The sequence below is a fragment of the Blastococcus sp. SYSU D00669 genome, assembly GCF_054050715.1.
This window is the reverse complement of record NZ_JBJGZV010000020.1, coordinates 50120-74964: the sequence shown is the minus strand read 5'-3', so window position 1 is coordinate 74964 and position 24845 is coordinate 50120. Positions and strand designations below refer to the sequence as shown.

24 protein-coding genes are annotated in these 24845 nt (G+C 75.0%); 11 read left to right on the top strand and 13 right to left on the bottom strand.

The window, feature by feature from the left end; genetic code table 11:
- Positions 1-29: 29 nt before the first annotated feature.
- Positions 30-932 carry a CPBP family glutamic-type intramembrane protease gene (locus ACI8AF_RS15440; RefSeq protein WP_456540610.1) on the bottom strand — a complete coding sequence of 301 codons (903 nt, stop codon included), beginning with the start codon at positions 930-932 and terminating at the stop codon, positions 30-32.
- A 136-nt stretch (positions 933-1068) separates the two neighbouring features.
- On the opposite strand from ACI8AF_RS15440, the gene ACI8AF_RS15435 reads away from it, so the two are divergent.
- Together ACI8AF_RS15435 and ACI8AF_RS15430 are read left to right on the top strand one after the other, a co-directional pair.
- Entirely contained in the window at positions 1069-1431 is a 363-nt protein-coding gene (locus tag ACI8AF_RS15435) for a cupin domain-containing protein (protein ID WP_456540609.1), read from the top strand.
- A 38-nt stretch (positions 1432-1469) separates the two neighbouring features.
- Positions 1470-2966: a malic enzyme-like NAD(P)-binding protein gene (locus ACI8AF_RS15430; protein WP_456540608.1), complete on the top strand. Its 1497-nt coding sequence runs from the start codon at positions 1470-1472 to the stop codon at positions 2964-2966.
- A gap of 42 nt (positions 2967-3008) precedes the next feature.
- Here ACI8AF_RS15430 and ACI8AF_RS15425 read toward each other — a convergent pair whose 3' ends face one another.
- Positions 3009-3719, bottom strand: a complete 711-nt coding sequence (locus ACI8AF_RS15425; RefSeq protein ID WP_456540607.1) for a hypothetical protein — start codon at positions 3717-3719, stop codon at positions 3009-3011.
- A 200-nt stretch (positions 3720-3919) separates the two neighbouring features.
- Here ACI8AF_RS15425 and ACI8AF_RS15420 point away from each other — a divergent pair, with 200 nt between their 5' ends.
- The 3 genes from ACI8AF_RS15420 to ACI8AF_RS15410 all read left to right on the top strand — a co-directional run bounded on the left by ACI8AF_RS15420 (position 3920) and on the right by ACI8AF_RS15410 (position 6524).
- On the top strand, positions 3920-4774 hold the full coding sequence (locus ACI8AF_RS15420) for an Fpg/Nei family DNA glycosylase (protein ID WP_456540606.1): 855 nt from the start codon (positions 3920-3922) through the stop codon (positions 4772-4774).
- Between the two features lie 13 nt (positions 4775-4787).
- A complete protein-coding gene (locus tag ACI8AF_RS15415; RefSeq protein WP_456540605.1) occupies positions 4788-5447 on the top strand; it encodes a haloacid dehalogenase in 660 nt (219 codons plus the stop codon).
- Between the two features lie 93 nt (positions 5448-5540).
- Positions 5541-6524, top strand: coding sequence for a LacI family DNA-binding transcriptional regulator (locus ACI8AF_RS15410; protein ID WP_456540604.1), 984 nt, complete (start codon positions 5541-5543; stop codon positions 6522-6524).
- Here ACI8AF_RS15410 and ACI8AF_RS15405 read toward each other — a convergent pair whose 3' ends face one another.
- From ACI8AF_RS15405 to ACI8AF_RS15385, 5 genes are all read right to left on the bottom strand, one after another.
- Positions 6525-7667: an MBL fold metallo-hydrolase gene (locus tag ACI8AF_RS15405; protein WP_456540603.1), complete on the bottom strand. Its 1143-nt coding sequence runs from the start codon at positions 7665-7667 to the stop codon at positions 6525-6527. It abuts the gene before it with no gap.
- A 146-nt stretch (positions 7668-7813) separates the two neighbouring features.
- Complete coding sequence (locus ACI8AF_RS15400; protein WP_456540602.1) at positions 7814-10273, bottom strand: FtsX-like permease family protein; 2460 nt, start codon at positions 10271-10273, stop codon at positions 7814-7816.
- A 6-nt stretch (positions 10274-10279) separates the two neighbouring features.
- Positions 10280-11053 carry an ABC transporter ATP-binding protein gene (locus tag ACI8AF_RS15395; RefSeq protein ID WP_456540601.1) on the bottom strand — a complete coding sequence of 258 codons (774 nt, stop codon included), beginning with the start codon at positions 11051-11053 and terminating at the stop codon, positions 10280-10282.
- 169 nt (positions 11054-11222) lie between these two features.
- Positions 11223-11903 carry a response regulator gene (locus tag ACI8AF_RS15390; RefSeq protein ID WP_456540600.1) on the bottom strand — a complete coding sequence of 227 codons (681 nt, stop codon included), beginning with the start codon at positions 11901-11903 and terminating at the stop codon, positions 11223-11225.
- A complete protein-coding gene (locus ACI8AF_RS15385) occupies positions 11900-13087 on the bottom strand; it encodes a sensor histidine kinase (protein WP_456540599.1) in 1188 nt (395 codons plus the stop codon). The genes ACI8AF_RS15390 and ACI8AF_RS15385 overlap by 4 nt, the downstream gene beginning before the upstream one ends.
- A 93-nt stretch (positions 13088-13180) precedes the next feature.
- Here ACI8AF_RS15385 and ACI8AF_RS15380 point away from each other — a divergent pair, with 93 nt between their 5' ends.
- Complete coding sequence (locus ACI8AF_RS15380; protein WP_456540598.1) at positions 13181-13321, top strand: hypothetical protein; 141 nt, start codon at positions 13181-13183, stop codon at positions 13319-13321.
- Here ACI8AF_RS15380 and ACI8AF_RS15375 read toward each other — a convergent pair.
- Positions 13318-14562 carry a Rieske 2Fe-2S domain-containing protein gene (locus ACI8AF_RS15375; protein WP_456540597.1) on the bottom strand — a complete coding sequence of 415 codons (1245 nt, stop codon included), beginning with the start codon at positions 14560-14562 and terminating at the stop codon, positions 13318-13320. The genes ACI8AF_RS15380 and ACI8AF_RS15375 overlap by 4 nt on opposite strands.
- A gap of 144 nt (positions 14563-14706) precedes the next feature.
- Here ACI8AF_RS15375 and ACI8AF_RS15370 point away from each other — a divergent pair, with 144 nt between their 5' ends.
- Positions 14707-15081 (top strand): DUF485 domain-containing protein, encoded by a 375-nt coding sequence (locus ACI8AF_RS15370; protein ID WP_456540596.1) that lies wholly within the window; start codon positions 14707-14709, stop codon positions 15079-15081.
- Entirely contained in the window at positions 15074-16714 is a 1641-nt protein-coding gene (locus ACI8AF_RS15365) for a solute symporter family protein (RefSeq protein ID WP_456540595.1), read from the top strand. Before ACI8AF_RS15370 ends, ACI8AF_RS15365 begins: the two co-directional genes overlap by 8 nt.
- Positions 16715-16807: 93 nt before the next feature.
- On the opposite strand, the gene ACI8AF_RS15360 is transcribed toward ACI8AF_RS15365, so the two are convergent.
- From ACI8AF_RS15360 to ACI8AF_RS15345, 4 genes are all read right to left on the bottom strand, one after another.
- On the bottom strand, positions 16808-17668 hold the full coding sequence (locus ACI8AF_RS15360; RefSeq protein WP_456540594.1) for a manganese catalase family protein: 861 nt from the start codon (positions 17666-17668) through the stop codon (positions 16808-16810).
- A gap of 201 nt (positions 17669-17869) precedes the next feature.
- The gene (locus tag ACI8AF_RS15355) at positions 17870-18337 is read right to left on the bottom strand and encodes a hypothetical protein (RefSeq protein ID WP_456540593.1); all 468 of its coding nucleotides are present in this window, start codon (positions 18335-18337) and stop codon (positions 17870-17872) included.
- A gap of 425 nt (positions 18338-18762) precedes the next feature.
- Positions 18763-19344 carry a hypothetical protein gene (locus ACI8AF_RS15350; protein ID WP_456540592.1) on the bottom strand — a complete coding sequence of 194 codons (582 nt, stop codon included), beginning with the start codon at positions 19342-19344 and terminating at the stop codon, positions 18763-18765.
- A gap of 109 nt (positions 19345-19453) precedes the next feature.
- Positions 19454-20026: an ATP-binding protein gene (locus ACI8AF_RS15345; protein WP_456540591.1), complete on the bottom strand. Its 573-nt coding sequence runs from the start codon at positions 20024-20026 to the stop codon at positions 19454-19456.
- A gap of 185 nt (positions 20027-20211) precedes the next feature.
- Here ACI8AF_RS15345 and ACI8AF_RS15340 point away from each other — a divergent pair, with 185 nt between their 5' ends.
- The 3 genes from ACI8AF_RS15340 to ACI8AF_RS15330 all read left to right on the top strand — a co-directional run bounded on the left by ACI8AF_RS15340 (position 20212) and on the right by ACI8AF_RS15330 (position 23341).
- Positions 20212-20907: a response regulator gene (locus ACI8AF_RS15340; protein WP_456540590.1), complete on the top strand. Its 696-nt coding sequence runs from the start codon at positions 20212-20214 to the stop codon at positions 20905-20907.
- A 62-nt stretch (positions 20908-20969) separates the two neighbouring features.
- Positions 20970-22070, top strand: a complete 1101-nt coding sequence (locus ACI8AF_RS15335) for a saccharopine dehydrogenase family protein (protein WP_456540589.1) — start codon at positions 20970-20972, stop codon at positions 22068-22070.
- Positions 22067-23341 carry a glutamate mutase L gene (locus ACI8AF_RS15330; protein WP_456540588.1) on the top strand — a complete coding sequence of 425 codons (1275 nt, stop codon included), beginning with the start codon at positions 22067-22069 and terminating at the stop codon, positions 23339-23341. Before ACI8AF_RS15335 ends, ACI8AF_RS15330 begins: the two co-directional genes overlap by 4 nt.
- On the opposite strand, the gene ACI8AF_RS15325 is transcribed toward ACI8AF_RS15330, so the two are convergent.
- A complete protein-coding gene (locus ACI8AF_RS15325) occupies positions 23325-24800 on the bottom strand; it encodes a PH domain-containing protein (RefSeq protein WP_456540587.1) in 1476 nt (491 codons plus the stop codon). The genes ACI8AF_RS15330 and ACI8AF_RS15325 overlap by 17 nt on opposite strands.
- Positions 24801-24845: the final 45 nt, after the last annotated feature.

Genomic DNA, 24845 nt, shown 5'->3' with positions numbered 1-24845 from the left:
GCTGCGGAGGGTAGGTGGTGCCCCGCCCGTCAGCGGCGCGGCACGACCTCCGTGCCGCCGGCGGCCCGGCGGACCAGCGGCAGGAACCGCAGCCACAGGGCGGCGCCGGCGACGAGGGCGAGGGTGCCGAACAGGCCGGACTCGGTGGCGAACCAGCCGGTCGGGCCGGTGTCGCCGGTCAGCGGGTCCAGCACGTGGTACAGGACGGCGTTGACCGCGGCGTGCGCCACGACGCCCGGCCAGATGCCCCAGCGCAGCTGCATGCTGGCCAGCACGGCGCCGAAGGCGACGGTGCCCACGCTGAAGCACAGCAGCGCCCACCAGGTCGGCACGCCCGCCGGGGTGCCGCCGAGGAACAGCACCAGGCCCCAGTGGAACAGCGCCCACGGGATGCCGCTGACCAGCACCACGGTGCGCGGCCCGCACACGGTGGCCAGCCGCTCGACGAGCACGCCCCGCCAGCCGATGTCCTCGGCCAGGGCCAGCAGGACGTAGGGCACCGTGAGCACGGTCAGGCCGAGCAGCACCTGCACGTCGAGCCCCTCGTCGCGGAACCCGCCGAGGCCGGTGGCCCAGATCAGCGCCCCGCCGACGAGCGTGGTCAGCAGGCCCCAGAGCCAGGCGGTGAGCAGGCTGCGCCACGACGGGCGGCGGAAGCCCCAGCCCGGCCGGCGCAGCCCGCCGGTGGCCAGCCGGGCCACGACGGCGGCCAGCAGCGGGATCAGCGCCTGGCCGAAGAGGAGCGCCTGGACGAGCGGGGGTGCCTCGTCGACGCGGCGGACGTCGGCGCCGTGCGCGACGGCGACGCCGGTGGTCGTGGCGACGAGGGCGGCGGTCGTCCCGAGGAAGACGCCGATCTCCTTCCAGGGCGAGGGGGTGCGGCCCGGCGGCGGCGAGGCGGTCGCCGGGTCGAGGTGCGGGGTGGTGGTCATCGCGGGTCGTCCTCCGGGACGGGTTCGGTCCGTGGTGTCGGCACCGACCGTCGGGGACGCCGCTGGTCGCGGGCTGGTCGGCCGCTGGTGGACGGCGACCAGCGGGCCACCAGCGCCGGCGCGCAGGGTGCGGCCCATGGAGAACACGCCCGGCGCGGCCACCGTCACCCTCCCGGCCGGCGCCCTGCCGCGGCGGTGCCGCGCCCGCGGCTCCGACGTGGTCCTCGTCGTCCTCGACGGGTGCCCGCTCGTCGCGCTGGGGAGCGAGCCCGAGCGGCCGCGCCCGCCCGGCTCGGTCGTCGTCTGCCCGCGCGGGACGCCCTGGTCGTGGCGCGGCGGGTCGGCGCCGTCCCGGCTGGTCGTCGTCGCCTTCCCGGCCGGGCCGCAGCGGGCGGTCGCCGCCCTGGTGGACTCCGGCGGGCTGGACGACGCCACCCTGCTCGCCGTCGCCGCCGACGAGGGGCTGGAGCTGGTGCTGGGGCCGGTGGGAACCGCCTGACGCCTCGGCGGGGCGGCGGTGGGACCATGTGGGACGCCATGAGCATCGACACCACCAGCGACCCGACCGACCTGGGCGAACCCGCGACCCCGCCCCAGCGGGGCCCGGTCACCTCGGCCTCCTACTCGATCACCGTCCGGCTCACCGCCGACGGCGACCCGGCCAGCATCGGCCGCATCGCCACCGCCGTGGGCTCGGCCGGCGGCGCGGTCACCGCGATCGACGTGGTGGACAGCCGGCCCGACGGCCTCACGGTCGACGTCACGTGCTCCGCGGCCGACGCGAAGCACTCCGAGGAGATGGTCGAGGCGCTGCGCGGGGTGCCCGGCGTCAAGGTCCGCAAGGTCAGCGACCGGACCTTCCTCCTGCACCTCGGCGGCAAGCTCGAGGTCGCCTCGAAGGTGCCGCTGAAGACCCGCGACGACCTCTCGATGGCCTACACACCCGGCGTGGCGCGGGTCTGCCTGGCGCTGGCCGAGCACCCCGAGGACGTGCGCCGGCTGACCGTCAAGGGCAACAGCGTCGCCGTCGTCACCGACGGCTCGGCCGTGCTGGGCCTCGGCGACATCGGCCCGGGCGCCGCGCTGCCGGTGATGGAGGGCAAGGCGGCGCTGTTCAAGCGGTTCGCGGACATCGACGCCTGGCCGATCTGCCTGGACACGCAGGACGTCGACGAGATCGTGCGCACCGTCGAGCTGATCGCACCGGGCTTCGGCGGCATCAACCTCGAGGACATCGCCGCCCCGCGCTGCTTCGAGATCGAGGCCCGGCTGCGGGAGAAGCTCGACATCCCGGTCTTCCACGACGACCAGCACGGGACGGCGATCGTCGCCCTGGCCGCGCTGCGCAACGCGCTGCGGGTCGTGGACAAGCAGCTGGAGTCGGTGAAGGTCGTCGTCGCCGGCGGCGGCGCGGCCGGCACGGCCATCGTGTCGCTGCTGCTCGAGGCCGGCGTCGGCTCGGTGCTGGTCTGGGACCGCGAGGGCATCCTCTCGCCGGACGACGAGCGGCTCTCCGGCGCCAAGCTGGAGCTGGCGCGCCGCACCAACCCCGCGTGCGTCCGCGGGGAGCTGCCGGAGGCCCTCGACGGCGCCGACGTCTTCATCGGCGTCAGCGCGGCCAACGTGCTGCCGGTCGAGGCCATCACCCGCATGAACGAGCGCGCGGTGGTCTTCCCGATGGCCAACCCGACCCCGGAGGTCGACCCGGTGCGGGCGCGGCAGCACGCCGCCGTCGTCGCCTCGGGCCGCTCCGACCTGCCGAACCAGATCAACAACGTGCTGGCGTTCCCCGGCGTCTTCCGCGGCCTGCTCGACGCGAAGGCCACGGAGATCAGCACCGGGATGCTGCTCGCCGCGGCCGACGCGCTCGCCGCCGTCGTCCGGGACGACCAGCTCAACGCCAACTACATCATCCCGAGCGTGTTCGACCCCGCCGTCGCCAAGGCGGTGGCCGCGGCCGTCGCCGACCAGGCCCGGCACGAGCCCGGCGCCACGGTCCGGCTCGACGAGGACCGCAACGGGCTGAGCGGCTGACCGCCGGGGGCCGGAGCGTCGCCTCCGGCCCCCGGACAACGGTCAGCGCGTGCAGTCGTACGGGCCCTCCCCGGGTGGCGCCGGCTCGGACCCCTCGAGCGCCCAGGAGAAGACGAAGGCGAGCGCGTCGACGTCGCACTGCGACAGCACGGGGTCGCCGAGGTCGGGCCAGCCGTAGCCCATCAGGTCGGTGCTCTCGAGCAGGTTCGTCGCGTGCCCCAGCCCCAGTGCGTGGCCGAGCTCGTGCAGGGTCACCCAGCCCAGGTACTCCGGGTCGTACGGGTCGAGGCCCAGGCTCGGCGGCAGGTCGGACCGCACGAGGATGTTCGGGCACCCGTGGTCCCCGCAGATGGCGTAGCCGCCGAACACCACGCCGCCGGCGGTCGGCACGTAGTGCACGACGATGTCCGCCGACTGCCGGTCGTCCACCCGGGTCAGCGTGATGAGGCCGTCGAAGCACTCCTTCAGGGTTGCCGACCAGGTCGCGATCGCGTCGTCGATCGCCTGCAGCTGCTCGTCGGTGGCACCGGGGTGCGCCCGGACCGTGACCGTGAGATCGGTGTGGTCCCACCAGTAGCCGGGGTAGAAGTTGCTCAGGATCACCAGGGCCTCGGCGTTCGACTTCGGCAGGTGGCAGGTCGGTCCGTTCGCCGCGGATGCCTTGGGGGCCGCCGATGCCGCGGGCGCCACCAGGAACGACAGGAGCAGGGCCAGCAGGGCCAGCGGGAGGACCGCGAGGTTCCGACGAGACATGTGAGCTCCCTGATCGACGGCGGCGGCGCCCGCTCCAGGGTGAGGTCCCCCTCGGGACGGCGCGTTCCGGAAAGCTACGTCCACCGCGCGACCGGGCAGAGGGCCGAACGGCCCTGGCCCCGCGCCGGCACGTGCCCGATCGGGTGGCCCGGACGGCGCGGTGCCCCCGGAGGCGTGGTTGTGCGGGTATCAAGGTCACCGTGCCCGAGCTGCCCGAGGTGGAGGCGCTGGCGGAGTTCCTGCGCGAGAACGCCGTCGGCTCCGTCGTGACGCGGGTCGACCTGGCCGCCGTCCAGGCGATCAAGACCTTCGACCCGCCGCTGTCGGCGCTGGGCGGCCTGGAGCTCACCGGCGCCTCCCGGCACGGCAAGTTCCTCGACCTCGACGTCAGCGGGCTGCACCTCGTCGTCCACCTCGCGCGGGCCGGCTGGCTGCACTGGCGCACCGGCCTGCCGCCGGCGCCGCCGAAGCCGGGCAAGGGGCCGCTGGCGCTGCGCGTGCACCTCGACAGCGGCGACGGCTTCGACCTCACCGAGCAGGGCACCCGCAAGGGCCTGGCCGTGTACGTGGTCCGCGACCCCGCCGAGGTGCCCGGCATCGCGCGGCTCGGCCCCGACGCGCTGCAGGTGACGTTCGACGAGTTCGCGGCCCTGCTCCGCAGCCGCTCGGGCCAGCTCAAGGGCGCGCTCACCGACCAGACGCTGCTGGCCGGCATCGGCAACGCCTACTCCGACGAGATCCTGCACGCCGCGCGGCTCTCGCCGTTCAAGATGGCCGACAAGCTCAACGACGACGAACTGGTCCGTCTCTACGACGCGGTGCGGGCCGAGCTCACCGACGCGCTCGACCGCCAGCTCGGCCAGAAGGCGGCCACGATGAAGGGCGAGAAGCGGTCGGGGCTGCAGGTGCACGCCCGCACCGGCCTGCCCTGCCCGGTGTGCGGCGACACCGTCCGCGAGGTCAGCTTCGCCGACACCTCGCTGCAGTACTGCCCCACCTGCCAGACCGGCGGCAAGCCGCTGGCGGACCGGCGCATGTCGAAACTCCTCCGCTGAGACACTGCGCTGCGTGCTCGTCACCTTCGACCTGTTCAGCGCGCTGATCGATTCCCGCTCCGGCGGCTCGGCGGCCTTCACCGGCATCGCCCGCGCCCACGGCTGGCCGGTGACCGGCGAGGAGCTCTACGACCGCTGGGACGCGGCCAACAAGGCCTCCCAGGCGCTGCTGGCCGAGTGGGTGCCGTTCGCCGAGCACAGCCGGCGCGCGCTGGAGGCCACCTACACCGCGCTCGGGCTCGACGGCGACGCCGAGGCCGACGTCGCCGTCCTGCTGGAGTCGGTCGAGCTCTGGCCGCTGTGGCCCGACGTCGCGACCGGCCTGCCCGTGGTGGCGCACCGGCACGCCGTCGGCGTGCTGTCCAACGTCGACGACGAGGTCTTCGCCCGCACCCGGGTCGCCCCGCTGGTCGCGAGCGAGGCGGTGCTCACCTCCGAGCGGCTGCGGGCCTACAAGCCCGACCGCGAGATCTACCGGCGGGCGCGGGAGCTGGCCGGGGGCGGGCTCGTGCACGTCGCGACCTCGGCGCGCGACGTGCGCGGCGCCCTGGAGGCCGGGATCGACGTGGTGCGGCTGCGCCGGCCCGGTCACCGGCTGGACCCCGACGGCCCGGCTCCGCTGCGCGAGGCGGACGACGTCGCGGGCGTGCTGGGCCTGCTCGACGGAGGCTGAGCCTGCAGGTTCCCTGCACCGGGAGCCTCCGCTGAGAGCGCTTCCACCGCCGGGGGAGGTCCCACCGCCGTCCCGGCGTGGTACGACGGGCGGGTGCGCGACGAGGCAGCACCGCCGGTCACCCTCGAGCACGTGGCGCGCGCCGCGGGCGTCTCCCGCGCCACGGCCTCCCGGGCGCTGACCGGCACCGGGCCGGTGTCGGACGAGGCGCTGCGCCGGGTGCGCAGGGCCGCCGACGCGCTGGGCTACGTCGCCGACCCCGTCGCCCGCGCGCTGGTGCACGGCGCCGGCACCCGCGTCGTGGTCGCGGTCACCAGCGACACCCCCGACGTCGTCTGCACCTACCTCGCCCGCGTGCTCACCGCCGGCGCCCGCGTCTGCACCCCGCAGGGGCTCGGCATCGGCGTCGTCCCGCTGCGGCGGGCGAACCCGCTGCCGGCCCTCGACCGGCTCGCCCGGGACCGCACCGTGGCCGGGGTGGTGCTGCTCAACACCACGCACGAGGTGCTCGACGCCCTCCCGCGCGGGCTCCGCGGCCGGACCGTCTCGATCGGCGTGGGCAGCGCCGACGTCCCCTCGGTCGACGTGGACGGCCCCGCCGTCGGCCGGCGGGCCGCCGAGCACCTGATCCGGGCCGGCCGGCGCCGGATCGCGATGATCACCGGGCCGTCCTGGCTGCCCTGCGCGCAGCGGCCGGTCGAGGCCTTCCGGGCGGCGGTGGCGGCCGCCGGGCTCCCGGTGCGCACGGTGCCGGGCGGCTTCGAGCAGGTGCACGGCGAGACCGGCGCCGCCGCGGTGCTCGCCCGGTGGCCGGACACCGACGCCGTCGTCGGCATCTGCGACGCGGTCGCGCTGGGCGCGCTGCGGACCCTGCGCCGGCTGGGCCGGCGCGTGCCCGAGGACGTCGCGGTCGCGGGGTTCGACGACCTGCCGATCGCCGACGCCGTCGACCTCACCTCGGCGACGCACCCGGTCGAGGACATCGCCGCGGCCGCGGTCGGCGGGACGCTCACCCGGCTCGCCGCCGGGGGCACCCACTTCTTCCCGTCGGAGTTGGTGGTGCGGCAGAGCGCCTGACTAGTGGTGCTCGTGGTCGGACTGCGAGCCGACCGCCGTCCACCAGTCCTTGAGCTCCGGCAGGTCCGCCACGTCGACCCGACCACCGGGCTGCGGGACGACGACCTCCACCCCGGCGCGCTCGGCCGCGGCGAGGGTGCGCTGCACCGGCTCGGCCCAGCGGTGGAACGCCAGGTTGAAGGTGGCCCAGTGGATGGGCAGCAGCACGCGGCCGCCGAGGTCGCCGTGCGCGCGCACCGCCTCCTCGGGGTCCATGTGGATGTGCCGCCAGGCCTCGTTGTAGGCGCCGACCGGCAGCAGGGTGAGGTCGAACGGGCCGTAGCGGGCACCGATGCCGGCGAAGGCGGGGGTGTAGCCGGTGTCGCCGCCGAAGAACACCCGGTGCCGCGGCCCGGCGACCACCCAGGACGCCCACAGCGTCGTGTCGCGGGCGAAGAACCGGCCGGAGAAGTGCCGCGCCTCGGTGCAGGTGAGGGTGAGCCCGCCGATCGTGGTGCTGCCGTCCCAGTCGAGCTCGACGATCCGCTCCCCGGGCACCTGCCAGGTGCGCAGGTGCTCGCCGATCCCTATCGGCACCACGAACACCGCGCCCGACCGCTTGAGCAGCCAGCGCACGGTGGGCAGGTCGAGGTGGTCGTAGTGGTCGTGCGAGATGAGGACGGCGTCGACCGGCGGCAGGGCCTCCAGCGGCACCGGGTTGGGGTGCAGGCGGGTGGGGCCCAGCAGCGGCGAGGGGGACACCCGCTCGCCCCACACCGGGTCGACCAGCACCCGCTGCCCGTCGACCTCCAGCAGCGCGCTGGCGTGCCCGAACCAGGTGACGGCGAGCTCTGCGGCCTCCACCGGGAAGTCGGAGCGGGTCAGCGGGACCGGGCCGCCGGGGTGGCCGTTGTGCCGCTCGTCGTGCCACTGCCGCAGCAGCCCGTCGCGGGCGTTGGCCGGCTTGAACGTCGGCGTCGGCAGGGTGTTGTGGAACTTGCCGTCGGAGAACTGCGGGGAGCCGGTGACGCTCGGGCGCAGCTGGCGCTGGCTGGCGCCGAGGGCGGTGGGCAGGCCCCATGCCGCCCGGGCGACCCAGGAGACGCCGCCGGCGAGAGCGGCGGCAGCGGTGACGGCGGCGGCGCGGCGCAGAGCAGGTGACACGCCTTCCAGCATCCCAGGCGATCCCGTCCTCCCGGTGTCACCCGGCCGGGACGCTGGTGCTCTGCGTGCGCTGCGCACGCAGAGCACCAGCGTCCGAGGGGCAGGTGCCGGGGCCGGCCCGGGGGCACGGGAGCCGGCCGCGGGCGTCAGCCGGCGATCGCCGCCACGGGTGCCGTGCGGGCGGCCCGGCGAGCCGGCAGCACCGAGGCGAGCAGGCCGGCGAGCGTGGCGACGGCGACGATCGCGGCCACCTGCAGCCACGGCACGCTGAGCACCACGTCGCCCAGCCCGCCGAGCACCGACGCCGCCCCGGCCAGCCCGTAGGCGCCGCCGAGCAGCACGCCGAGCACGGCGGCGACGCCCGCCACGAGCACCGCCTCCCACGCCAGCAGCCCGCGCAGCTGGGCCCGGGTGAGGCCGAGGGCGCGCAGCAGCCCGTTCTCCTGCCGCCGCTCGACCACCGACAGCGCGAGGGTGTTGCCCACGCCGATCAGCGCGATCACCACCGCGACGCCGAGCAGCCCGGTCACCACCAGCAGCAGCGTGTCGAGCACCGAGTCGATCGCCGCCCGCTCGCTGGCCAGCCCGGCCACCATCGCCGTCGGCGCGGCCGTGCCGACCAGGTCGGTGAGCGCGTCGACGGTCGTCGCCTGGTCCGCGGCGCCGGTGTAGGCCAGCCGCAGCCACAGCTCGCCGACCTCGGTGCCGGTGGTCAGCGTCCCGAGGTCGGTGGCGGTGAGCAGCGGTTCGTCGACGTCGTTGGACCCGACCACCACGGCGGTGAAGCTGCCGTCGCCCAGCGCGACGTCGTCCCCGGCGGTGACCGCCCACACCTCGGCCAGCCACCCGGGCAGCACGACCTGGCCCGGATCGGGCAGCACCAGGCCGGTGGTGGAGCGCAGCACCGGCGCGGCCGCGGCGGTGTCCACGCCCTCGACCCGCCAGGTCTCGCCGTCCGGACCGGTCACCTCCGCCCCGTCGAGCGCGACGCCGCCAGTGACGCCGTCCACCGCGGTGGCGTCGGCGAGCAGGCCGGCCGGCAGCGGCTCGCCGGCGCGCACCAGGACGTCGGTGGGGTAGGCGGCGGCCAGCCCGGCGACCGCGGTGGCCCGGGTGGAGGCCGCGCCGACCACCATCGCCGTCGTCAGGGTGACCCCGATGAGCAGCGCGGTGGCGGTGGCCGCCGTCCGCCGCGGGTTGCGGGTGGCGTTGCCCGACGCGAGTCGTGCCGGGACGCCCCCGAAGCGGCCGGCCAGCCGGCCGGCCCCGGCGACCACCGGCGGGACGGCGCGCTGGGCGAGCAGGACGACGCCGAGGAAGCTCAGCACCCCGCCGGGCAGGCCGACGAGCACGTGGGCCAGGACCACCCCCGCGCCGAGCAGCGCGACGCCGGGCAGCAGCAGGGCCAGGCCGAGCAGGAGCCGCCGCACCCCCGGCCGGGAGCGCAGCGGCGCAGCGTCCACCGGGCGCAGCGCGGCCAGCGGCGCGACCCGGGTGGCGGCCCGGGCGGGCGCCAGCGCGGCGAGCAGGGTGACCAGCGTGCCGACCAGCAGGCCGGTGAGCACCGCGTAGACCGGCACGGTGACGCCGGCCAGCGGGATCGGGGAGTCGCTGCCGGTGAGCGCCGAGACCAGCGCCGCCAGCCCGATGCCGGCGCTCACGCCGACCGCCGAGGAGACCAGCCCGGTGACCAGCGCCTCGCCGAGCACGCTGCGGCGCACCTGCCGGGCGGTGGCGCCGACGCATCGCAGCAGCGCCAGCTCGCGGGTGCGCTGGGCGAGCAGCACGGCGAACGTGTTCGCGATGACCAGCCCGGCGACGACGACGGCGACGGTGGCGAACACCAGCAGGACGGCGGCGAGCGCGGTGGCGTTGCCGGTCAGCGCGGCGGTCGCCTCCTCGGCCTGCTCGGTGCCGGTGCGCACGGTGACCGCGCGGCCGGAGAGCGCGGCCGCCGCGTCGGCGACGACGTCCCCGCTCGAGTAGCCGGGGGCGGCGGCCAGCCGCAGCTCGGTCGGGGCGGGGACGCCCCAGACCTGCGCCTGCTGCGGGACCACGGCGGCGCGGCCGTAGAGGCCCGCGGTCGGGTCGCCGCCGAGGTCGAGGATGCCGGTCACGGTCACCTCGCCGGACGTGGGCGTGCCGTCGGCGTCGTAGCTGCTCACGGTGAGCACGTCGCCGACCTGGGCGCGGGCGCGGTCGCTGACCGCGATCTCGCCCGGCCGGGTGGGCAGCTCGCCGTCCGACAGCTGCTGCCAGCGCAGCGCGGGGTCGTCGGCGACGGTGCCGACCACCAGGTACTGCGCGCCGGTCCGCCCGGGGACGACCGCCTGCACGGAGGTCTCCCACTCCGGGGCGACCGCCTGCACCGAGTCCAGGCGGGTGAGGGCGTACACGGCGTCGTCCAGGGCGGCGCCGTCGTCCGAGGTGACCACGGCGTCGGCGCCGACGTACTGCGCGCCGACGGCCTCGAACATGGTGCTGCGGGTGGTCTCGTTGAGCACGAGGGTGGCCACGACGAAGCCGACGGCGATGACGACGGCCAGGGTCGAGGCGACCAGCCGCGCGGCGTGGGCGCGCAGCTGGGCGAACAGGACGGGACGCACGGCGGCTCAGGCCCCCAGCCCGCGGAGCGCGTCGAGCACCGACTCGGCCGTGGGCCGCACGAGCTCACCGGCCAGCCGCCCGTCGGCGAGCAGGACCACGCGGTCGGCGTAGGCGGCGGCGGACGGGTCGTGGGTGACCATGACGACGGTCTGGCCGGTCTCCTTGACGCTGGAGCGCAGCAGGCCGAGCACCTCGGCGCCGGCGCGGGAGTCGAGGTTGCCGGTGGGCTCGTCGGCGAAGACGACGTCGGGGCGGGGGAGCAGGGCGCGGGCGATCGCCACCCGCTGCTGCTGGCCGCCGGAGAGCTCGTGCGGCCGGTGCCCCAGCCGCTCGCGCAGGCCGAGCCGGGCGATGACGGCGTCGAGCCACGCGCGGTCGGGGCGCAGGCCGGCCAGCTGCATCGGCAGGGTGATGTTCTCCAGCGCGTCGAGCACCGGCAGCAGGTTGAACGCCTGGAAGACGAAGCCGATCCGCTGCCGGCGCAGGCGGGTCAGCTGGTCGTCGCGCAGGCGGGTCAGCTCGGTGTCGCCCAGCCAGACCTGGCCCGCGGTCGCGGAGTCGAGGCCGGCCAGGCAGTGCATGAGCGTCGACTTGCCCGAGCCCGACGGGCCCATGATCGCGGTGAACTCGCCGCGGGTGAACTCGACGTCGACCCTGGCGAGGGCGTGCACGGCGGTCTCGCCGCTGCCGTAGGTCTTGCGCAGCCCGGCCGCGCGGACGGCCGCCGTCGCGGGCGGGGCCGGCGGCTCGCCGGGGACGGTCAGGACGGGGACGGACACTCTCGGACCTCCAGGCACGTGTTCGCGGACGCTGATCACGCTGCCGGTCGAGGTCGTCACTCCGCGTCGGAGCGGAGGCCGATCTGGGCCTCATCCCCCGGTCGGACCCTCTCCGCTTTCGGTGCCGAAAGCGGGTCCGCTTTCGGCACCGAAAGCGGTAGGGAAAGGCTCAGGCGTTGCGGAGGAGGTCCGCCGGCTGGACCAGGCCGGTGCGGTAGGCCAGCACGACGGCCTGCACCCGGTCGCGCGAGCCCGTCTTCGCCAGCACCCGCCCGACGTGCGTCTTCACCGTCGCCTCGCTGACCACGAAGTGCTCGGCGATCTCGGTGTTGGTCGCGCCGTACGCCATCTGCACCAGCACCTCGCGCTCGCGCGGGGTGAGCTCGGCCAGCTGGTCGGCCGCCGGGGCCGGTGCGGTGCCGCGCAGCATCGGCGCCACGTGCTGCAGCAGCCGGCGGGTCGACGACGCCGCGATCACCGAGTCGCCGGCGTGCACGGTGCGGACCGCGCCGAGCATCTCCTCCGGCGGGGCGTCCTTGAGCAGGAACCCGCTGGCGCCGGCGCCGATCGCGGCGACCACGTACTCGTCGAGGTCGAACGTCGTCAGGACGACGACCCGCGGTGCGTCGGGCAGCGCGGTCACCTGCCGGGTCGCCTCGATGCCGTCGGTGCCGGGCATGCGCACGTCCATGAGGACGACGTCGGCCGGCGTCCGCCGCAGCAGCTCCACCGCCGCGGCGCCGTCCCCGGCCTCGCCGACGACGACCAGGTCGTCCTGCGAATCGATGACCATGCGGAATCCGGCACGCACCATCTGCTGGTCGTCGACCAGCACCACCCGGACGGTCATCGACCGGAACGGTAGGGCAGGACGGCGGAGACGCCGAACCCGCCACCGTGCCGCGGACCCGCCTCGAGCCGGCCGCCGTGCAGGTGCGCCCGCTCGAGCATGCCGCGCAGGCCCTGGCCGGCGCCGTCCGAGCCGGCCATCGCCGCCGACGCGCCCCGCCCGTCGTCGAGCACGGAGAGCTCCAGCGCGTCGGCCCGCCACTGCAGCCGCACCCAGGCGCGGCTGGCCGGGCCGGCGTGCTTGAGCACATTGGTGAGCGACTCCTGCACGATCCGGAAGGCGGCCAGCTGCGGGCCGGCGGGCAGCGGCTGCGGCTGCCCCTCCTCGATCAGGTCGACGTCGAGCCCGCTGGCCCGCACGTCCTCGACCAAACCCTTGACCGCGGCGACGTCGGGCTGCGGCGCGTACTCCTGCCGGCCGTCCTCGCGCAGCACGCCCAGCAGCGCCCGCATGTCGGTGAGGGCCTGGCGGCCGGTGGCGGCGATCTGCTCCAGCGCGCCGGTCGCCTTGTCCGGGTCGGTGCGGCCGGCGTAGAGCCCGCCGTCGGCCTGGGCGATCACGACCGACAGCGAGTGGGCGACGACGTCGTGCAGCTCGCGGGCGATCCGCGCCCGCTCCGCGGTGGCCGCCAGGCGCATCTCCTGGTCGCGCTCCAGCTCGAGCAGCCGGGCGCGCTCCTCCAGCGCGGCGACCCGCTGCGCCCGGGCCCGCCTGAGGTTGCCCAGCGCCCAGGCGGCGACCACCGAGATCCCGCCCGCCGCGGCCGTCCCGATGACCATGTCGTCGGCGACGTAGCGGTAGTAGACGAGGCCGGCGAGCAGGGCCCCGAACAGGCCGAGCGCCAGACCGGCGCGGGCGGCCCAGCGCGGGGCGTAGGCGGCGAGGGCGTAGACCATCAGCGGCGCGGCGATGTCGGCCGCCAGGAGGCTGGGCACCACCGCGAGCTGCAGGAGACCGGCGGCGGTCACGACGGCGGCCGCGTGGACCGGTGCCCGGCGGCGCCAGGCCAGCGGCGCGGTGAGCAGCAGGCCCAGGGCGAGCGCGGCGCCCTCGGCCGGGGCGTAGGAGCCGGCCGGCAGCACGACGGTGAAGAAGGCGACCGTCGCGGCGATCGCCACGTCCACGCCGAACGGGTGGGCGCCCAGCCGCGCCGTCAGGCGCTCGCGGGCAGGGGTGCGCTCCATCGCCGACGACAGTAGGCAGCGGGTGTCGCGGTGTCGTCGTCCCGAGGGATGAGCCGCGGCTCCGACCCGGGTCGGACGGGGCATCCTGGTCCCGTGAGCGCACCCGAACCCGACGACGGCGGCGACCCGGCCTGCTGGCTGCACCGGGTCTGCCCGGAGTGCGGGCGGCTGGCCGACGAGGACCCGCCGACCCGCTGCCCGGCCTGCGGCACCGAACTGCCCGGGGAGCGCTAGGCGGCCGCGCGCGCCCGGCCGGCCAGCTGGAAGTCGCACAGCGACCGGCGCAGCGCCACCCCCAGCCGGTCGGCGCGCACGTGCAGCTCGTCGCGTGGGTCCAGCGGCAGGCCGTCGCGGGTCAGGCGCACGTGCAGCGCCAGGTCCTCGGCGAGCACCCGTTCCTCGGCGGCGACCGCCCCGGCCACCGCCTCGGGGCCCGGCAGCGGCTGCCCGGGGCCGGCCGACAGCAGCACGCAGCTGTAGATCCGGGTGGAGTCGGCGTCCTCGGGCTGCAGCAGGAACAGGGTCGTCGTCGCCGCCCCGGTGGTGAGGTGGTCCAGCCGCAGCCGCAGCTGGAACGGCGCCCGGAACGCGTAGGTCATCCGCCGGCCGTCGGCCTGCTCCTGCAGGCCGTCGAACCCGCCGGGCCCGCCGACGACCGAGGGGACGACCTGCTCGGGCCCCTGGGAGGTGCCCGGGTGCACGAACGGGACGTGCGCCGGGTCGAGCACCGTGTCCAGCAGCGTGCCCGCCGGCCCGGTCGAGCGCTGCGGCTGCAGCCAGCGGGCCACGAAGCGGCGGTCCCGGGCCTCGGGCACCTCGAGCGGGACGTCCCGCGGTTCGGCCGGGGCCAGCCACACCAATCCGAGCCGCTCGCGGACACCCCAGGCCGGCGGGTCGACCTCGAGCCCCTCCGGCGTGCGGCGCAGCATCCAGGTGCGGCCGAGGAGCCGCACCTGCAGCCAGCCGCCGGGGCGCAGCTCACGGGAGAGCGCGACCGGGTGCCAGGCGTGCTCCAGCGACGGGTCGAGGTTGCCGAAGACCGGCCCGGACGGCGGCTCGGGCGCCGGGACCGGCTCAGGCTCGGTGGCGTCGCGGGGCGGGCAGCGCTCGCTCGTCGGCGACGGGGCGATCCAGACCCAGCCGCCGCGCTCCTCGACCGCCCACGGGACCCGCAGGTCGGCGCGGGGCGGCGGGGTGCCGTCGGGACCCAGAGAGGGGATGTCGACGCAGCGGCCCTCCGCGTCGAACCGCCAGCCGTGGTACGGGCACTGCAGCCGTCCGTCGACGACGGTGCCGGCCGCGAGCGGCACCAGCCGGTGGGGGCAGCGGGTGGGGAAGGCGCTGACCTCGCCGCCGGGGCGCAGCCGGACGACGACGTAGGACCTCCCCCCGGCGCCGACCGGCAGCGGCGTCGTCCCCACCTCGCCGGACCGGGCGACGGGGTACCAGCCGGAGGTCCTGTGCGCGACGGCCATGACCCATTGCACCGGCGGCGCGTTCCCGAGGCGTTACGGCCGCCGAAAGGTTTCGCAACGGAGCGGACTCGCTGAGCTGCGGACTCCCGAGTCGGGGCCTACGGTGACGCCGATCACACAGCTACCCCAAAGGAAGGCTGCCCCGTGACACCACCGGATGACCGCCGGCTGCTCACGCCGGATGAATACCTCGAGGCCCAGCGCTCACCGGAGTTCCAGGAGCTGAAGCGGCGCTTCTTCCGCTTCGCCATCCCCATGACCGTGGCGTTCCTCGCCTGGTACCTGCTCTACGTCCTGCTCTCGACCTACGCGCCGGACTTCATGGCGACCCGGGTCTTCGGCAACATCAACCTCGGGTTGCTGCTCGGCCTCGGCCAGTTCGTGAGCACCTTCCTGATCACGCAGCTGTACGTGCGGCACTCGGCCCGGTCGACCGACCCGATCCGCGACGAGATGAACGAGCGGCTCGAGCACCACCAGTTCGCCGCCGGACACGGCGAGGGGGCCACCCGTGTCTGACGTGCTCGCCGCCGCGGCCGCCGACGAGACGATCGGCAGCCCGGCGATCAACATCTCGATCTTCGGCGTCTTCGTCCTGATCACGCTGGTCATCACGTTCCGGGCCAGCCGGAGCAACAAGAGCGCGACCGACTTCTACGCGGCCGGGCGCACGATCGCCGCGCAGCAGAACGGCCTGGCGATCGCCGGCGACTACCTCTCGGCCGCCTCGTTCCTGGGCATCGCCGGCGCCATCGCCGTCTACGGCTACGACGGCTTCCTGTACTCGATCGGCTTCCTCGTCGCCTGGCTGGTGGCGCTGCTGCTGGTCGCGGAGCTGCTGCGCAACACCGCGCGGTTCACGATGGCCGACGTCCTGGCCTTCCGGATGCGCCAGCGCCCGGTGCGGACGGCGGCGGCGATCTCCACGCTCGTGGTGTCGCTGTTCTACCTGCTGGCCCAGATGGCCGGCGCCGGCGGCCTGGTGACCCTGCTGCTGGGCGTTACCGGCGAGGCCGCGCAGGCGCTCGTCGTCATCCTGGTCGGCGCGCTGATGATCATCTACGTGCTCGTCGGCGGCATGCGCGGCACGACGTGGGTGCAGGTCATCAAGGCGACGCTGCTCATCGCCGGGGCGCTGGTGATGACCCTGTGGGTGCTCGGGGAGTTCGGGTTCAACCTCTCCGCCCTGCTCGGCGGTGCCGCCGACAGCGCCGGCGAGCAGGTGCTGGCGCCGGGGGCGCAGTACGGGGTCACCGACACCTCGAAGCTCGACTTCGTCTCGCTGGGCCTCGCCCTGGTGCTGGGGACGGCGGGCCTGCCGCACGTCCTGATGCGCTTCTACACGGTGCCGACGGCGAAGGACGCCCGTCGCTCGGTGGTGTGGGCCATCTGGCTGATCGGCATCTTCTACCTGTTCAGCCTGGTGATCGGGTACGGCGCGGGGGCGCTGGTGGGTCCCGAGCGCATCCTCGGCGCGCCCGGGGCGGTGAACGCGGCGGCGCCGCTGCTGGCGTTCGAGCTGGGCGGCACGGTGCTGCTCGGCATCATCGCCGGGGTCGCGTTCGCCACGATCCTCGCCGTCGTCGCCGGCCTGACCATCACGGCGTCGGCGTCCTTCGCGCACGACGTGTACGCCAACGTCATCAAGCGGGGCGAGGTGTCGCCGAACGGCGAGGTCAAGGTGGCGCGGGTGACGGCCATCGTCATCGGCGCGGTCTCGATCGGGCTGGGCATCCTGGCGCTGCAGGCGGGCCTGAACATCGCTTTCCTGGTGGCGCTGGCGTTCGCGATCGCGGCGTCGGCCAACCTGCCGACGATCCTCTACTCGCTGTTCTGGAAGCGGTTCAACACCCAGGGCGCGCTGTGGTCGATCTACGGCGGGCTGATCTCCTGCGTCGGGCTGATCATCTTCTCGCCGGTCGTCTCCGGGGCGCCGGTCAACCCGACGACGGGCAAGTCGACCTCGCTCATCCAGGACGTCGACTTCTCGTGGTTCCCGCTGAACAACCCGGGTCTGGTGTCGATCCCGCTGGCGTTCTTCCTCGGCTGGCTCGGCACGGTCCTGTCCAAGGAGCGGGACGAGGCGAAGTTCGCCGAGCTGGAGGTGCGCGCGCTCACCGGCATCGGCGCGGAGAAGGCGATCCAGCACTGACGGGGCCCGGCCACGATCAGGTGAGCTGATCCCAGAGGGTCCTACCTCACGTCGCAGCGTGAGGTAGGACCCTCTGCCGGGGGGAGGACGGCGTCAGGTCAGCATGTCCTTGGCCTTCTGGATCAGGTTCTTCGTGTCGCTCTGCGGCGTGCCGTAGAGCCGCGGGTCCCCCGGCGGCAGGAGCGGCGCGTCGGCCGTCGCCTCGATCGGGCGGGCGCTGAACTGGCCGCGGCCGTCGATCGAGGGGCCGGAGGCCCAGCGGCCGGCGGCGGCCTCGGGGCCGTCGGAGGCGTCGATGAACACGTAGCCGAGGTCGCCGACCTCCTCCTCGAGCGGGAACGCCTCGGGCACCGGGACGCCCTCCAGGCCGTCCTCCCTGAGGTTCTCGAGCGCCGCCAGCCACTGCTGCTGGTGGTAGTGGTCGCGGGTGATGAGGAACCGGAGCAGGTCCTTGACGCCGGGGTCGTCGGTCATGTTGTAGAGGCGGGCGACCTGCAGCCGGCCCTGCATCTCGGCCGTGGCGTTGTACATGAAGTCGGCGTACAGGTTGCCGCTGGCGGTGACGTACGCGCCGGTCCACGGGTTGCCCATGCTGTCCATGTAGGACGCGCCGCCGCCGTTGACGATCGGGTGCTGCGGGTTGTGCTGGCCGTAGCCGGCGGCGGCCTCCTTGGTGCGGTCGGCGGAGTCCGGCTTGAGCGGCATGTGGTCGAGCAGCCGGTCGATCATCGTCACGATCATCTCGACGTGCGCGAGCTCCTCGGTGCCGATGGCGAGGAGCAGGTCCTTGTACTTGCCGGGCAGCCGGCAGTTCCAGCCCTGCAGCAGGTACTGGGTGGCGACGGTCATCTCGCCCCACTGACCGCCGAGGACCTCCTGCATCTTGCGCGCGAAGTCCGGGTCCGGTCCGTCGGGCTTGGCCTCGTACTGCAGGGCGTGGGTGTGCGTGAACACGGGGTCTCCTCGCGTCGTCGGCGACACCGCTGCATGCGGTGACGACGCAGAACTGCCCCGGCTCGTTGGCCTCCCGGTGCCGACCGCTGGCCCGAGGGTGCCAAGTTGTCGGCTGGGTTGTCGGCGCTTGCGGTGTCGTGCGCGCTCTTGCGGTGGTGCAACGCCGAGAAGCATGCGGGACACCGCAAGAGCCAGGAGCGGTCAGTCGTACGGGTTGGTGAGGACGGCGCGGGCCTGGAGGACCGTGAAGGTGACCGGCGGGCCCTCGGTCGTCGTCGTGCCGGGGACGTCGGCGCTGACCCCGCCGTTCACGCTGAACGTCCCGCTCCAGGTGGTGGTCAGCGAGGCGGTGTAGGTGCCGGCCCGGTAGTCGTGGGTGATCGTGTGCTCGGGGTACGGGGCGCCGGGGCGGTCGGTGGTCAGGTCGGTGCCGTCGCCGGTGTGCCAGGTGAACCCGGTGGCGGTGGCGACGATGACCACCTGGAAGCCGCGGATGTCGACAGTGAACGTCTGGGCGGTCGGGCTGTCGGTCCAGAAGATCACCGGCAGGCCCACGAGCGCGTTGCCCGGAGGCTGCTGCTGGGTGGTCAGCTGCGGCAGCGGGAGCGTCTGGAAGTACCGGTACACCTCACCCGGCGACGGCGGCGGATTCAGATCTGTGACGTCCACGCACGCGGGACCTTCATTGGTCACGGGGCCATAGGCACTGCCGACTGGAGCGTTGGGGTCGGGAGCCAAACCATCGATGGTCGAGCGATCCGGCTGCACGAGGCGCTGACTCAAGACGTAGTAATAGACGACGATCCGACCAGGGGTCTCCGGACACGTGAAGTCCCCAGGAAGACACCCGCCTTCTCGTGGATCCGTGAATTGACAGGGCGTCAGCAACCTGTACGTGCGCTGACTGGGCGCCGTGCTGGCGACGCGAGACTGTTCGCCGGGAAATCCGCTGACAAGACTCGCGGTCAAACTTCCTGGTTCGAAGCCGACGTCGGGTCCAGGTTCAGGGCAGTCGAAGACGCCGCATGCTGCCGCTGTGCTCGCGTGGCCAGCAAACATTGCCAGAACTAATACGGCTACTGCCAAGACCCTTCTCATTGCTGAGTGAAGGAAAGTTGTCTAGTGATCCAGGCATGCCGAGATTGGTCCCATTCCATGGCTGCCGCGCCTACTAGCACTGGAATGTCAGGCGCCTGACGCTCGGGAACCAAAGCCCCGGCCGAATCGCGCACGAGGACAGCGCTCTGCGCTATGGAAAAGCTGAATTCCGCACTGGATCCGTTTACTGCAGGTGGACTGATACTGACGATCGTCGGGTCACCGCCCTCGACGGTGTAGCCCGACGCTGCGTCTCGGTCAGCGCGATCTGCGAGGAATGTACAGAGTCCACAATCTCGGCTGAGATCTCGAAGCGGTTGTCCAGCCTTGGCTTGCTGGTGGGCGACGAGCTGCAAGTAATAGCGCAAAGCGGCTTCGGCGCCGGCGGCGTCCTGGGTGCGCGCCTCATCCGGGACGGGGAAGTCGGGCGGGCCGAGGGGCTCGAGCGCGGGCGAGCTGGTCGTCTCCTCGGCGCTCGGCAGGGTGTCGTTCGCTTCCTGCTTGCTCGAGCAGCCGCTGACCAGCAGTGCGCTCAGCGCGAGACCGGCCAGGAAGCGCAGGGTCCACCGCCGCCGCACCGTCGTCCTCCCCGTCCATCACCCACCGGTTCCGGGGAGACTACGCAGATCACTATCCAGGCGGCGTCGATCCTGTGGACAACGCGCGCCGACCACGCGATGGGGTGAATCAGCGGTCGGGTAACTGCACGACCAGGGTCAGCGCGGCGCCGTCGTCCTCCCACACCACCCGTCCGCCGAGCTCGCGGCTCTGCCGCTGCACCGACCACAGCCCGAGACCCGTCAGATCCACCGGCGGCTGCAGGGTGGCGAGGTGGCCGGCCACGCGGTCGGCCGCCAGCCCGGCCTGGGTCAGCGCGATCTCCACCCACCCGCGGCGCCGGCTCACCGCCAGCCGCACCGCCGCACCGCGGCCGTGCCGGTGCGCGTTCTCCAGCAGGTTCGTCACGATCCGCTGCACGCGGGCGTCACCCACGGCCACCTCACCGGCGTCCCCGTTCACGACGACGGTCAGCTGCTCGGCGGGCAGCCCCGACGCGGCGATCGCCCCCTGCAGCACGTCCCGCAGCAGCCGCAGCCCGGGGGGCCGCCGGGTCGCCCCGCTGCTGGCCGCCGCGGTGCGCAGCATGGAGGACAGGTGCTGCGCCTGCGCCTGGGCCAGCCGCACCAGCTCCGCCCGCTCCTCGGGCACCCGGTCCAGCGAGCCCAGCACCGCCTCCAGTGAGGCGAGCGGGCTGCTCATGTCGTGACACAACGCCCGGACCAGGGCATCCTCCGGGGTGGGCACCTCCTCGGACGCCTTCCGGACGCGTGGAAGATGGGCCTTGAGCACGTGCGCCAGGTCGAGAAGCAGGCCTCTGGAGCGCTGAGACGCAGGGGTGGCCGCGAGTGTCATGGGCACCTCTCCCCGAGTTCGACGGGGGTCACATGGGGTTCGACGAGGCCTCGGCTGCTTCTCAACGCAGGCCGTCGGTGGACGTGGTGGTGGTCGACGACCACCCGCTCTTCAGCCGCGGCTTGGCCCTGCTCCTGCACGGAGTCAGCGACGGGCGCGTCCGGGTCGTCGGGACGACGGACGACGCCTCGGCGGCCGCCGCTCTCGTCCGGCGCCACCACGCCGACGTCGCGCTGGTGGATCTTCACATGCCGCCCCCGGGTGGCGCACGCGCGATCGCGGCCATCCGCCGGGCCGACCCGATGGTCCGCGTCGTCGCCCTCTCCGGCCTCGCCGGGTCCGACGCCGCCCTCGAGGCCCTCCGCGCCGGCGCCGCCGGCTTCCTGCCCAAGACCGCGGACCCGGAGACGATGGTCCGCCCGCTGCTCGCCGTCCTCGACGGCTGGTCCGTCGTCCCCGAGACCCTGCTGCGCGAACTGCTCGAGTCCGCCGCGCCGTCCGACGACGACAGCATCGCCGCCCGGCTGACCAGCGACGAGCGCCGCCTGTGGCGCCTGGTCGCCGACGGCATCAGCACCGTCGACATCGCCACGACGCTGCACGTCTCCGAGCGCACGGTGAAGCGACTGGTCGCCAACCTGCTGCGCCGGCTCGACGTCTCCACCCGCGTGGAGGCCGCCGCCCTCGCCGGCCGGGTCGGCCTGGGCCGGGACGGCCGTCCGGCCTGAGACGTTCCGCAACCTCACCGGGCGCCACCTACCCCCGTCGGCGCCCGGATAAGGTCCGGCTGGTGAGTTCACGGATCGTTCTGCTCGGAGCCACCGGCTACACCGGCGCACGGACGGCGGAGGCACTGGCCGCGCGCGGCGCGAAGCCCGTCCTCGCCGGTCGCAACCAGGGCAGGCTCGACGAGCTGGCCGAGCGGCTCGGCGGCCTGGAGACCGCCCGCGCCGACGTCACCGACCCCGCGAGCGTGCGCGCGCTGCTCGAGCCCGGCGACGTCCTCGTCACCACCGTCGGCCCGTTCCTCCAGCTGGGCGAGCCCGCGCTCACCGCCGCCGTCGACGCGGGCGCGGTCTACCTCGACTCCACCGGCGAACCGGCCTTCGTGCGCCGGGTGTTCGACGAGTTCGACCCGCGCGCGCGGGCCACCGGCGCCACGCTGGTGACCGCCTTCGGGCTCGACTACGTCCCCGGCAACCTCGCCGGCGCCCTCGCGCTGGAGGAAGCCGGCGACCGCGCCCACCGGGTCGACGTCGGCTACAGCGTCCAGGGCACCTCGGGGCAGGCGTTCTCCCGCGGCACCATGGTCTCGGCCATGGGCGTGCTCCTCGAGCCCGGCCCCGCCTTCCGCGACGGGCGGCTCACCGCCGAGCCGGCCGGACGGCGCACCTGGCGCTTCCAGGCCGGCACCCGCAGCCGGCTCGGGCTCTCGGTCGGCGGCTCCGAGCACCTGACCCTGCCGCCGCTCGCCCCGACGCTGCGCGAGGTCGGCGTCCACCTCGACTGGTTCGGGCCCGCGACCCCCGTCCTCCACGCGCTGTCCCCGGCCGCCGCGCTCGCCGCCCGCGTCCCCGGCGCGACGCGGGGCATGTCCCGCCTGGCCCGGGCCGTCGCCCGCCGCGTGAGCGAGGGCCCCTCGGCCGCGAGCACCGCGAACGCGCGCACGACCACCGTCGCCGAGGTCCGCGACGCGGCCGGCGCCCTGGTCAGCCGCGTCGTCCTCGAGGGCGGCGAGCCGTACGGGTTCACCGGCGCGATGCTCGCCTGGGGAGCGACGACGGCCGCGCAGGACGGCGTCCGCACCACCGGCGCAGCCGGCCCCGTGCAGGCGTTCGGGCTGGCCGAGCTCACCGCCGGCGCCGCCGGGGCGGGCCTCGTGCGCGCGTGAGCGCCGTCGCCTGCGTCGACATCGGCAGCACCTACACCAAGGCCGCGCTCGTCGGACTGCCCGACGGCGAGCTGCTCGCCACCGCGCAGGCCCCCACCACCCTCGACGACGTCGTCGCGGGCGTCCTCGACGCGACCAGGGGCTGGGACGCACCCGTGCTCGCCTGCTCCAGCGCCGGCGGCGGCCTGCGCCTGGCCGTGGTCGGCTACGAGGAGCTGATCAGCGCCGAGGCCGGGCACCGGGCCGCGCTCTCGGCCGGCGCGCGCGTCGTGCACGTCGCCGCCGGCCGGCTCGACTCCGCCGCGCTCCACGCGCTCCGGAACGCCGCCCCCGACGTCGTCCTCCTCGTCGGCGGCACCGACGGCGGCGAGGCCGGCGTGCTCCGGCACAACGCCGCGGCCCTGGCGTCCTCGGCCCCGCTGCAGGGACCCGGTGCGAGCGTGCGAGTGCTGGGGGGCAGCGGGGTCCTCAGGCGGTCCGTCCCGGTCGTCCTCGCCGGCAACGCCGCCGTCCGCGACGAGGTCGTGGCCACCCTGCGGGACGGCGGACTGCCGGTCGTGGCGGCCGACAACGTGCTGCCCGACATCGGCCGGCTCGAACCCGAGTCGGCCCGGACGGCGATCCGCGCCGTCTTCCTCGAGCACGTCATCGGCGGGCCCAGGCTCTCCACCGACCCGCGGCTGCGCGAATGGGTGCGGGCGGTGACGCCGGACGCCGTCCTGGAGGGCGTCGGCGTCCTGGCCCGCGAGGACGACGGCGTCGTCGTCGTGGACGTCGGCGGGGCCACCACCGACGTCTACTCGGTGCCCGACCCCGACGCCGAGCAGGCCGCGCTCGGCCGCGAGGCCGTGGGCGTGCCCGCCCGCCGACGGACCGTGGAGGGGGACCTGGGGGTCAGCTCCAGCGCCGGCGACCTGCGCGCCGCGGCCCGTGCCGAGGGCCTGCCCGACCCGAAGGACGACCCGCTCGGCCTGGGGACCGCCGCGGCCACCGTCGCGCTGCGGCGGCACCTGCGCGCCGAGGCCGCCTACGGTCCGGGCGGCGCCAGCGCCCGGGCCGCCGGGCTCGTCGTCCTCTCCGGTGGCGTCTTCCGGCACGCGGACGACGTCGACGCCGCGGTCGCCCGCATCGCCGCCGACGCCGGGGGAGCGGGCAGCGTGCTGGCCGGCAGCCGGGTCGTCGTCGACCGCCGTTACGTGCTGGCCGCCGCCGGGCTGCTCGCCGCCGAGCACCCGCGAGCCGCCGCGGGGCTGGTCAGCCGGCTGCGGTGAACGTCGCGGCCCAGGTGCCGTCGGAGGCCGCGGTGGTGAACGCGACGACCTCGTCGGCGGCCATGTCCACCGCCGCGTAGCCACCGCTGCCCGCGCCGACGCAGGCCAGCACGGTGGCCAGCCCGGCCCGCCGCTGGAAGAACGACTGCTGCACCGTCCAGCCGACGACGGCGCGGCGCTGCAGCACCGCCTGCTCGCGCACCAGCCAGCCGCTGCGCACGCTGAACGCCGTGCCCGCCACGGCGTGGCCGAGCGCGGCGTAGCGGCCCAGCCCGAGCGGCACACCCAGCACGGTGAGGACGGCGCCGGCGACCAGCAGCCACCACCAGCCCAGCAGCGGCGTGACCACCACGCCGGCCGCGAGCACCAGCAGGCCCGAGACGACGGCGCGCACCAGCCGGCGTCGCCGGGCGGCCGCGGGGTGCCGGGCGAGCGGGCCGGGGTCCTCGACCATGCGGCGAGCCAGGTCGACGGCCTCGGTGCGCGGCCCCAGGGGGAGCAGCTGACCGCGCCGGGTGGCGTCGCCGAGCCCGGTGACCAGCGCGCTCACGCGCGCGGCGCGGACCAGCCGCATGCCCAGGCCCTCCGACAGCGTGACGCCGCGGATCCGGTCGACCTCCAGCTCGGTGTGCCGGCGGGTGATCAGCCCGCGGACGGCGACCAGCGACCCGCCCCGCCGCACCAGCCGGAAGCCCCAGTTGACGACGGCCGCGCCGACCACCGCGCCGACCGCCAGCAGCACCAGCGCGAGGACGACGACGATCGCGACCAGCCGGCCGTCGACGACGTCGGGCCCGGGCAGGTCCGGCGTGAGCCGGTCGGGCAGCTCGTCGAGCAGCCGGAACAGCGCGCCGACCCCGGCCAGTGGCAGGACCAGGTAGCTGCCGACCAGCGGCGCGTAGAGCAGCCACCTGTTCTCGAACCGGGCGAACTCCTCCTCGGCCGGCTCGGGCGCCGGGCCCGCCTCCTCCGTCGGGGCCGGTGCGACCGGCCGCCGGGTCAGCAGGGCGGCGCGCAACCGGTCCCCCTCGGCGCGCGGCACCCCGTCGAGGACGATCTCCTCGTCCTTGCCGGCGGCCCCGGCCGCGGCGTCGACGCGCACGCGCACCAGCCCGAAGACACGGTGCAGCGCCGGCGCCTCGACCTCCACGCCGCGGATGCGGTCGTTGGGCACCGTCCGCACCGAGCGGGAGAGGAGGCCGCGGGTGACCACGACCGCCGTCGGGCCGTCGAGGTAGCTGAACCGCCACCACGACAGCGCCGCCGCCGTCAGGGAGAACAGCGTCACGCCGACGACCATGAGGACGACCGCCGTCGTCCCGCCGTTGAACCCGATCGCCGCCCCCAGCCCGATCGCGGCGGGGACGAACTGCCGGGCCTGCCGGAAGGTGACGGTGTGCACGAGGACGACGAGCGGTGAGGTCCGCCGCCCGGCCGCGACCGGGGGGGAGTCGATCACGATGTCTCCTGTTCGCTCCCGCGGGGCGCTCCGCTCCTCGCTCGT

Bases quoted from the DNA above. Each gene is read 5' to 3' on its own strand.
- ACI8AF_RS15425 (WP_456540607.1), bottom strand. From the start codon at position 3,719: ATGTCTCGTCGGAACCTCGCGGTCCTCCCGCTGGCCCTGCTGGCCCTG.
- ACI8AF_RS15375 (WP_456540597.1), bottom strand. From the start codon at position 14,562: ATGGCCGTCGCGCACAGGACCTCCGGCTGGTACCCCGTCGCCCGGTCC.
- ACI8AF_RS15435 (WP_456540609.1), top strand. From the start codon at position 1,069: ATGGAGAACACGCCCGGCGCGGCCACCGTCACCCTCCCGGCCGGCGCC.
- ACI8AF_RS15345 (WP_456540591.1), bottom strand. From the start codon at position 20,026: ATGAGCAGCCCGCTCGCCTCACTGGAGGCGGTGCTGGGCTCGCTGGAC.
- ACI8AF_RS15430 (WP_456540608.1), top strand. From the start codon at position 1,470: ATGAGCATCGACACCACCAGCGACCCGACCGACCTGGGCGAACCCGCG.
- ACI8AF_RS15440 (WP_456540610.1), bottom strand. From the start codon at position 932: ATGACCACCACCCCGCACCTCGACCCGGCGACCGCCTCGCCGCCGCCG.
- ACI8AF_RS15390 (WP_456540600.1), bottom strand. From the start codon at position 11,903: ATGACCGTCCGGGTGGTGCTGGTCGACGACCAGCAGATGGTGCGTGCC.
- ACI8AF_RS15340 (WP_456540590.1), top strand. From the start codon at position 20,212: ATGGGGTTCGACGAGGCCTCGGCTGCTTCTCAACGCAGGCCGTCGGTG.
- ACI8AF_RS15385 (WP_456540599.1), bottom strand. From the start codon at position 13,087: ATGGAGCGCACCCCTGCCCGCGAGCGCCTGACGGCGCGGCTGGGCGCC.